Annotated in this window: 9 protein-coding genes; 3 read left to right on the top strand and 6 right to left on the bottom strand. The window is 37.3% G+C overall.

Features of this window, described 5'->3' with window-relative positions:
• Positions 1 to 16: 16 nt before the first annotated feature.
• Positions 17 to 1,087 carry a DUF3083 family protein gene (locus tag GQR46_RS12780; protein WP_165741149.1) on the bottom strand — a complete coding sequence of 357 codons (1,071 nt, stop codon included), beginning with the start codon at positions 1,085 to 1,087 and terminating at the stop codon, positions 17 to 19.
• Between the two features lie 218 nt (positions 1,088 to 1,305).
• On the opposite strand from GQR46_RS12780, the gene glnS reads away from it, so the two are divergent.
• Complete coding sequence (gene glnS, locus GQR46_RS12775) at positions 1,306 to 2,964, top strand: glutamine--tRNA ligase (RefSeq protein ID WP_010552676.1); 1,659 nt, start codon at positions 1,306 to 1,308, stop codon at positions 2,962 to 2,964.
• Positions 2,965 to 3,073: 109 nt separating this feature from the next.
• Here glnS and fur read toward each other — a convergent pair whose 3' ends face one another.
• The 5 genes from fur to GQR46_RS12750 form a co-directional block, all read right to left on the bottom strand.
• On the bottom strand, positions 3,074 to 3,517 hold the full coding sequence (gene fur / locus GQR46_RS12770; RefSeq protein WP_007586857.1) for a ferric iron uptake transcriptional regulator: 444 nt from the start codon (positions 3,515 to 3,517) through the stop codon (positions 3,074 to 3,076).
• A 186-nt stretch (positions 3,518 to 3,703) separates the two neighbouring features.
• A complete protein-coding gene (gene fldA / locus GQR46_RS12765) occupies positions 3,704 to 4,231 on the bottom strand; it encodes a flavodoxin FldA (protein ID WP_007586856.1) in 528 nt (175 codons plus the stop codon).
• A 14-nt stretch (positions 4,232 to 4,245) separates the two neighbouring features.
• Positions 4,246 to 4,524 carry a LexA regulated protein gene (gene ybfE, locus GQR46_RS12760; protein ID WP_002962928.1) on the bottom strand — a complete coding sequence of 93 codons (279 nt, stop codon included), beginning with the start codon at positions 4,522 to 4,524 and terminating at the stop codon, positions 4,246 to 4,248.
• Positions 4,525 to 4,526: 2 nt separating this feature from the next.
• Entirely contained in the window at positions 4,527 to 4,748 is a 222-nt protein-coding gene (locus tag GQR46_RS12755) for a DUF2788 domain-containing protein (protein WP_002962930.1), read from the bottom strand.
• Positions 4,749 to 4,843: 95 nt separating this feature from the next.
• Positions 4,844 to 5,611, bottom strand: a complete 768-nt coding sequence (locus tag GQR46_RS12750) for an alpha/beta fold hydrolase (RefSeq protein WP_007586854.1) — start codon at positions 5,609 to 5,611, stop codon at positions 4,844 to 4,846.
• A 220-nt stretch (positions 5,612 to 5,831) separates the two neighbouring features.
• Between GQR46_RS12750 and seqA the strand changes: the two genes are divergently transcribed.
• Together seqA and pgm are read left to right on the top strand one after the other, a co-directional pair.
• Positions 5,832 to 6,428: a replication initiation negative regulator SeqA gene (gene seqA / locus GQR46_RS12745; protein ID WP_024589204.1), complete on the top strand. Its 597-nt coding sequence runs from the start codon at positions 5,832 to 5,834 to the stop codon at positions 6,426 to 6,428.
• A 9-nt stretch (positions 6,429 to 6,437) separates the two neighbouring features.
• On the top strand, positions 6,438 to 8,075 hold the full coding sequence (gene pgm, locus GQR46_RS12740) for a phosphoglucomutase (alpha-D-glucose-1,6-bisphosphate-dependent) (protein ID WP_165741148.1): 1,638 nt from the start codon (positions 6,438 to 6,440) through the stop codon (positions 8,073 to 8,075).
• Positions 8,076 to 8,092: the final 17 nt, after the last annotated feature.

The raw sequence follows: 8,092 nt of genomic DNA, 5'->3' as shown, positions 1-8,092 counted from the left end.
GTTATTAGATGAAAATTTAGAACGGGTAACTAATATGCTGGAAAAAACGTACAGATAAGTCTTGGCGTTGTTTATTTATAGCCAGCTCATTACACAGAGTATAGATTGTTTTTTCTACTTGGTTCATAAATCGACCGTAGCCCATTTCATGTTTATCCTGCTGCGTTGCTACTACTACAAAATGCAGCGTTTCTACTAATTTACTTGCTTCAGAAAAGTGCTTAATTTGATTTTCATTAGATTCAATATCAAAACTTAACTTTTGAAGTTCATCATTGCCTTCACTCTTATCTATTTTACTATTGCGTATAATAGGCGTTGCGCCGTTAGCAACCATAGCGCCATGGTTTAAGTTGTTATTTTGACACGCACGTATAAATGCATATGCAAAGTAGTCATAAAATTTAGCATAGTCGTTTGTGTTCATTAGTGTTTGAAACTGCGTTTTAATTGCGCGCGAAACCGGTATAGTAAAAGTGGCGTAAGTCATCTCTGCATAATCATTGGGTATGCTGCATTGTCTTGATTGGTAGCGAGGGTAGAGACTTCTTAATTTGTAACCATAGCTTTCCTTGTTGCCTTTTTCTTTAGCAAATAGGTCATACGTTAAGTGTTGATGGTCGCGTAGTTTAAACTGGGGCTGATTTATTAAGAGTTGTCCTTGTAAAGTGTCTAACACTTTTTGAACTTTATTATGAAATTCTGCAGAGTTGGCTCGCAAATCATCGCCTGTTGCTAAAAATAGAATGCGTATTTTTTTACTCGGTGTACCTTCAGTGTAATAAATCTTATGCGCTTCGTGATAACGGGGATTATAAAAAAAGAGCATTTGTTTATCTGTTTCTAATTGATAAGACTCATCATTAAATCTTACAACGGGTAGTTTATCATTCGCTAATAAGTGCACATTATAAAGCTCGTACTCATCACAAGAAGCAAACAGCTGGCGTGCAATACGTTCATAGCAGCAATTTATATCACTAAAGCTTTTATAAAAATCCTGATTAGGGGTTATTTCAGCTAAAAGGTAGTGGTTAGCGCGTGCATTAGTTGGAATATATACACGATGTTGATTAAGTGTCGCCATCTTTAAATCCTTATAATGTAGGTTATTTACCTACTATAAACTGTTTAGATGACTTAAATATTGCGTTAAAACAAATTTTATTCATAAACAATGGTTCAGCTGAATTAAAGTTAAGCAATATCAAAAATAAACCTTAATCTAGTGCTGTATGTTAGTGTATGTTTTTGTAATAATGCATTAGTTTTGTTATTACGTAATATTTAGAGGACTACACTCCTATGGCGGAAATTGAGAATCGCCCAAGTAACTTTATTAGAACCCGAATTGATGAAGACTTAGCAAGTAAAAAGCATGCAACAACGCATACACGTTTTCCACCTGAACCAAATGGCTTTTTGCATATTGGTCATGCCAAATCAATTTGTTTAAATTTTGGCATCGCAAAAGATTATAACGGTTTATGTAACTTACGTTTTGACGATACAAACCCAGAAAAAGAAGACATTAACTACGTTAATTCTATAAAAGAAGACGTACAGTGGTTAGGTTTTAACTGGGATGGCGATATAAAGTATTCTTCTAACTATTTTGATACTTTATATGGTTACGCTGTTGAGCTTATAAATAAAGGCTTAGCGTACGTTTGCTTTTTAACAGCGGATGAAGCACGCCAATACCGTGGTACATTGAAAGAGCCAGGTAAAAATAGCCCGTACAGAGATACATCCGTTGAAGAAAACCTAGCGTTATTTGAAAAAATGCGTGCTGGCGAATTCAAAGAAGGCGAATGTGTCCTGCGTGCTAAAATTGATATGGCAAGCTCATTTATGGTGCTTCGCGATCCAATTATTTATCGCGTACGTTTTGCTCATCATCATCAAACAGCAGACAAGTGGTGCATTTACCCAATGTATGACTTCACGCACTGTATTTCTGATGCACTCGAAGGTATTACACATTCATTATGTACACTCGAATTTCAAGATAACCGTCGTTTGTACGACTGGGTACTTGATAACATTAGTTTAGAGTGTCACCCACAGCAAATTGAGTTTTCACGTTTAAATCTTGAATACACAATTATGTCTAAGCGTAAGCTAAGCGATTTAGTGGTAAATAACCATGTAGAAGGGTGGGATGACCCACGTATGCCTACAATTGCAGGCCTGCGTCGCCGTGGTTATACACCAGGTTCAATCCGTGAGTTTTGTTTGCGTATTGGTGTAACAAAACAAGAGAATATGGTTGAAATGGGTATGCTTGAAGCATGTATCCGTGAAGATCTAAACGAAAATGCACCACGTGCAATGGCCGTACTCGATCCTGTTAAAGTTGTTATTGAAAACTACGATGCAGACAAGGTTGAGGTTTTATCTGTGGCTAACCACCCAAATAAAGAAGAAATGGGTCGTCGTGATGTACCGTTTACTCGTGAAATCTATATAGAACGAGAAGACTTTAAAGAAGAAGCGAATAACAAGTTTAAACGTTTAGTGCTTGATAAAGAAGTACGCTTACGTGGTGCTTATGTTATTAAAGCACAGCGTGTTGAAAAAGACGAAAATGGTGAAATCACAACTATCTTCTGTACTTACGATACTGAAACACTTGGTAAAAATCCAAGTGATGGACGTAAAGTAAAAGGTGTTATTCACTGGGTTTCAGCACCAGAGTCTATTACGGCAGAAGTTCGTTTATACGATCGTTTGTTTAGTGTTCCAAACCCAGCAGCCGCTGATGAGTTTGAAACAACATTAAATCCAGAGTCACTGGTTGTTTTATCAAACGCTAAATTAGAGCCATCGCTTGCTAATTCACAAGCAGAGCAGGGCTTTCAGTTTGAGCGTACGGGTTATTTCTCTCGTGATTCTAAATCAGAGAATGTTGTATTTAATCAAACAGTGGGTCTTCGCGATTCATGGTCTAAAACTCAATAAATAATATCTAAATATCTCCAGTATTTACTGGGGATATTCATTACAAGCGTATTTTAGACACAAAAAAACCTGCACTTAGCAGGTTTTTTATTGCTTTTTAAAAGCGGTATTAGCTGTTAGCGTCGCTAAATTCTTTACACGCTGCTTTATCATTACACTCACCGTATAAATATAAAGAATGGTTTGTAAGTGTAATACCATTTTCTTCAGAAATTTCAAGTTGACGACGTTCAATCATCTCATCTTCAAACTCTACAACTTTGCCACACTTCAAACATACTAAATGATCGTGGTGTGTGCTTCCTGAAAGTTCAAATACTGATTTGCCACCTTCAAAGTGATGACGGCTTACAATACCCGCATCATCAAATTGGTTAAGTACGCGGTATACAGTTGCAAGACCAATTTCTTCACCTAGATCCAAAAGAATTTTGTAAACATCTTCAGCACTGATGTGTTGGTTATCTGGAGATTGTAAAATCTCTAATATTTTAATACGCGGTAAAGTTACTTTTAAACCGGCTTTTTTAAGTTCCAAGTTATGATCAGTCATTAAATCTGTCTCAATTTTATTTGGTTATACTAGACATCTTGCAAAGATGTACACGACACATTAGCAACAAACAGGATAACGTGCCTAAGCGTTAAGTGCAAAGAACAATTGATTTATATTGCCACTAAAGCTTAAAACGCTAACTGTTTGATAATTATTTAAACAGCTAGCGATATATGCAGTAAATTAGTCAGCTAATTCACTTAAACACATCTCTTCATATACTTGAGCAGACCATGCTTTAACACGTTGTTCTGTAAGCTCTGGTTGACGGTCTTCGTCGATACCCAAACCTACAAAATGCTTATCATCAGCCATGCCTTTAGATGCTTCAAAGTCATAGCTTTCGCTCGGCCAATGACCAACAACAATAGCGCCACGCTCAGTAACGATATCGTTGATCATGCCCATCGCATCTAAAAAGTACTCAGCGTAATCTTCTTGGTCTCCACAACCAAAAATAGCAACAAGTTTACCTTCAAAGTCTACTTCTTCAAGTTCTGGAAAAAAGTCATCCCAGTCACATTGTGCTTCACCGTAGTACCAAGTAGGGATACCGAATAAGATTAAATCAAATTCAGCAATCTCTTCTTTAGAGCTTTTTGCAATATCATGAACAGCCACTAGCTTCTTACCCAATTCTTTTTGGATCATTTTTGCTACGTGTTCTGTGTTACCTGTGTCACTTCCGAAAAAAATGCCTACACTTGCCATGGATTTAAAACCTTTTATGTATCAATAGCCAATCTTTCTTGTAAAATCGTTTCAATCAGCGCACTGCGGCTAATATTTTGTGCATCTGCCATATCACTCAATGCTTGATATAACTGCGATGAAACTTTAAATTCAACACGCTTTAAGCCACGTGCTTTATCTCTTTTTATTTGATTACGTTTATTTACCTTTAACTGCATATCCCGTGAAAGGGGATTGGTTTTAGGTCTGCCTGGGCGTTTTTCGTATTCAAATAAATCGAGTGTAGTTCTATCTGTTTCTGACTTCGCCATGCTTAACCTACACCTGCGCCTTGCCAAAATACTTGAATAAGACCTTTAGCAATAAAGCCTGAACAACCTAAAAAGAGCACACCCCAGACAATGTATTGTCCGAACTTAGGCACATTGCCACTTTTTAGTACGTCTTTAATTGCCATGCCGATGAATATGAAAATACCGGCTAAGCCAAAATACAACCCTAGGGTATCAAATTCGTTAATTAACTGACTGACCATCAACGTATAACCTTTAAATTAAACGGCGCGTACTATAGCATATAATTATTCATATATTTAGTGCGCAAAATCAAAAACACGCGATTAAAATTGCTTTAAACCGCAGTTAAAAAGTCGTTTATCGCTTTATTTACGGCAAGTGGCTTTTGAGCATGAAGCCAATGGCCTGCGCCATGAATTATTTTAGCCTTGGTATTTTTAAAGCGAGCTTTAATTGCAGTACGATGCTCGGGCAAAATATAGTCAGAATCATTACCTTTAATGAAAAGAGTATCGCATAAACAAGAATTGTTTTCATTAACATTGGATGTAATTGTAGAATATTTTTCGTCAAGCACATTTAAATTAAATCGCCATGCAAAATGACCTTCCTCATTTTTAGCGAGGCTTTTAAGTAGAAACTGTCGAACTCCCAGCTCTTCTATGTAAGGCTGCATTAGAGCATCAGCTTGTTTTCTATCGTCAATTGATTGTGCTGAAACCGCTTTTAATGCCTGTAATATTTTTGTGTGCCGAGCAGGGTAACTAACAGGTGCTATATCAAGTACAACAAGCTTATTTACAAGTTCAGGATGTGTAAGCGCTAATTCCATTGCCACTTTACCACCCATAGAGTGCCCAACTAAATGTGCTTTATCTATGTTCAAATGTGCTAATAACTCAACAATATCTTGTGCCATTGCTGGGTAGTTCATTTCATCACTATGAGGAGAAAGCCCGTGGTTACGTAAATCAACGTTAATAACAGTAAAGTGTTCACTTAATGGTTTTGCTATTACATTTAGGTTTTCTAATGATCCAAAAAGCCCATGTATCAAAATAACATTAGGACCTTGCCCTTGTTGCTTGTAATTTAACTGCATACCCGCCTCCTGAAAATTTCGCCATAGTTTGCCGAGCATTGCTCTAAAAAGCAAAAAATACAGCGACTATTTATTAAATTGGGCTTTTGTTTGTTAAATCAACAACAATGAGGTAAATATTAATATGTTTACGGGAGTGCTTGTTGTAACTCGCATTTCTGATTGGTTTGGGTATAATCACACGGGAGAAAAAAATGTGACCCGTAATGACAGGAAGAACATGAAACAAATCGACATAGACGACGAGTTATATCAATATATTGCTAGCAATACGCAAAGTATTGGTGAAAGTGCATCCACTATTTTACGTCGTTTATTAAATCTGAGCGGCGAAAAAATTCAAACCGCAAACGTAGAACTAACTCAAAATAATCAAACTGCGACTACGTCTACCGCCACATTAAAAAGCTCAGAGCCATCTGCTGCTGAGACTTCAAAAAAACAAACGCCTGTAGCTCACGCACCCGTGAAGCAAAAAAGCGATAATGTTTTTAATGTATTAAATAAAGAAGAGCTGGCAATGCAAAAAGGTGTTGTTGGACGCTTTTTGTTTATTTTAAGTGCATTTTACCGCACACATAAAACTGATTTTTCTGCGGTATTAGACATAAAAGGGCGTGACCGTGTTTACTTTGCTACTAGTAAAGAAGCTTTAGTAAATAGCGGTAGTAGTATGAATCCTAAAAACATAACCGATAGTGAATATTGGGTTATGACTAATTCTAATACAACGCGTAAAAAAATGATGCTTCATGAAGTTGCTCTTTGCCTTGGATATAGTGCAGAGCAAGCTGAAAAAATTCGCGATTACCTGTAAGGAAATATAATGGCTATTCACTCAGGCGCAGGCAAAACTGCTCCACAATCGGCACTGGTTAACGTACCTAAATTAGTATCTGCGTATTACTTAAATGAACCTGATCTTGAACAAAATCCAGAGCATTGTGTTGCCTTTGGTACCTCAGGCCACCGTGGTTGTTCTTACGATGTTAAATTTAACGAGTCACACATTCTAGCGATTACTCAGGCTATTTGTGATTACAGAAAACAAAATGACATATTTGGTCCGTTATTTTTAGGCAAAGACACACACGCATTGAGTGAAGCCGCATTTAACTCTGCAATAGAAGTACTTGTTGCGAATGAAGTGCAAGTGATCACACAAGAAGATGGTGATTTTACGCCAACACCAGTGATTAGCCATGCAATCGTTAGCCACAATAAGCTACACCCAAATGAATTAGCAGACGGGATTGTTGTTACGCCTTCGCATAACCCTCCTGAAGATGGTGGCTTTAAATACAACCCACCTAATGGCGGACCAGCAGATACCGACGTCACTAAATGGATTGAAGACAGAGCTAATCAACTTTTACTAGAAGATTTAGTTGAAGTTGAGTTATTCCCATTCGCTAAGGCATCGCGTTCTGGCTTTATCCGCTACGAAGATTTAATGACTCCTTATATTGATGACTTAGCAAATATCGTTAATTTAAAAGCAATTAGCGATGCAGGTATTAAAATTGGTATCGATCCACTAGGTGGTTCAGGTATTAATTTTTGGCCAGTCATTGCAAAAAAATATAATTTAGATTTAACCGTAGTTAATGATGTTGTTGATCCACGTTTTGCTTTTATGCCACTTGATAAAGACGGCAAAATTCGTATGGATTGTTCATCACCTTATTCAATGGCAAATCTTATTGCACTAAAAGATGATTTTGATGTGTCTATTGGTAACGACCCTGACTACGATCGTCACGGTATTGTAACGCCAGACGGCTTAATGAATCCAAACCACTTTTTAGCAGTGGCAATCGATTACTTACTTAAACACCGTGATTGGAATGAAACCGTAGAAATTGGTAAAACATTGGTTTCTAGCTCTATGATCGACAAAGTAGCTGCTCGTAACAACCGTAAGGTTAAAGAAGTACCAGTAGGCTTTAAATGGTTTGTTGAAGGCTTAAGCAAAGGCAAGCTTGCCTTTGGTGGCGAAGAAAGCGCAGGTGCTGCATTCTTACGTTTTGATGGCTCTGTATGGTGTACAGATAAAGACGGCTTCATTATGGGTCTACTCGCTGCAGAAATACTTGCTGTGACAGGTAAAACGCCATCAGTCCTTTATAAAGAATTAGAACAAGAGTTTGGTTCTCCAATTTATAAACGCCTAGATGCACCAGCCACAAGCGGTCAAAAATCACGTTTACAAGCATTGAGTGCTTCTGATGTAAAAGCAGATACACTTGCTGGCGAGCCTATTTTGCAAAAATTGACTCATGCACCAGGTAACGATGCTGCCATTGGTGGTTTAAAAGTGGTTACTGAAAATGGCTGGTTTGCAGCGCGTCCATCAGGTACTGAAGATATTTATAAAATATACCTTGAATCATTTAAAGGTGAAGAGCATTTAGCGTTACTTGAAAAAGAAGCTAAAAAGCTTGTAGATTCAGTTATAAGCTAACTTAATCTAATAATTTT

The sequence above is a fragment of the Pseudoalteromonas sp. Z1A6 genome, assembly GCF_011378745.1.
GTDB classification, from domain to species: domain Bacteria; phylum Pseudomonadota; class Gammaproteobacteria; order Enterobacterales; family Alteromonadaceae; genus Pseudoalteromonas; species Pseudoalteromonas arctica.
This window is presented reverse-complemented; position numbering and strand designations above follow the sequence as displayed.

Bases quoted from the DNA above. Each gene is read 5' to 3' on its own strand.
- GQR46_RS12780 (WP_165741149.1), bottom strand. From the start codon at position 1,087: ATGGCGACACTTAATCAACATCGTGTATATATTCCAACTAATGCACGC.
- glnS (WP_010552676.1), top strand. From the start codon at position 1,306: ATGGCGGAAATTGAGAATCGCCCAAGTAACTTTATTAGAACCCGAATT.
- fur (WP_007586857.1), bottom strand. From the start codon at position 3,517: ATGACTGATCATAACTTGGAACTTAAAAAAGCCGGTTTAAAAGTAACT.
- fldA (WP_007586856.1), bottom strand. From the start codon at position 4,231: ATGGCAAGTGTAGGCATTTTTTTCGGAAGTGACACAGGTAACACAGAA.
- ybfE (WP_002962928.1), bottom strand. From the start codon at position 4,524: ATGGCGAAGTCAGAAACAGATAGAACTACACTCGATTTATTTGAATAC.
- GQR46_RS12755 (WP_002962930.1), bottom strand. From the start codon at position 4,748: ATGGTCAGTCAGTTAATTAACGAATTTGATACCCTAGGGTTGTATTTT.
- GQR46_RS12750 (WP_007586854.1), bottom strand. From the start codon at position 5,611: ATGCAGTTAAATTACAAGCAACAAGGGCAAGGTCCTAATGTTATTTTG.
- seqA (WP_024589204.1), top strand. From the start codon at position 5,832: ATGAAACAAATCGACATAGACGACGAGTTATATCAATATATTGCTAGC.
- pgm (WP_165741148.1), top strand. From the start codon at position 6,438: ATGGCTATTCACTCAGGCGCAGGCAAAACTGCTCCACAATCGGCACTG.